The 271-nt window shown below is 49.4% G+C and carries 1 protein-coding gene; it reads right to left on the bottom strand.

Going from position 1 to position 271, the window contains the following annotated elements; translation table 11 throughout:
* Positions 1-15 precede the first annotated feature (15 nt).
* Positions 16-271, bottom strand: a 256-nt coding sequence (locus tag SB754_RS20380; RefSeq protein ID WP_410784180.1) for a hypothetical protein, incomplete at its 5' end; no start/stop codon positions are given.

The raw sequence follows: 271 nt of genomic DNA, 5'->3' as shown, positions 1-271 counted from the left end.
CAAAGTGAGCAATCGTTAATCAAGGTAAAATTCTATTTGCTTGTTTCCGCCGATTAATTCAAAGTTTTCCATGATGAAGGCATCCAGCGTTTGTCTGGTAATACCTTTGTGCTCTTCCATGCCGGGCCTACGTAGTAGCTCGTCCATCGCTTCGTGCATGTCCGGGTACATCTCCTTGATGACTTCGACGACAGTCGGCCAGTGCTGGAGGAACCCGCAGTCGTAGAATGTGTTGGTTGTCTTGTCCACCACGCCCATCCCTGTACTTCCG

This window comes from Leifsonia sp. SIMBA_070, from assembly GCF_046534635.1.
GTDB lineage: Bacteria > Actinomycetota > Actinomycetes > Actinomycetales > Microbacteriaceae > Leifsonia.
The sequence above is the reverse complement of the archived record's forward strand: the minus strand, read 5'-3'. Positions and strand labels throughout refer to the sequence as shown.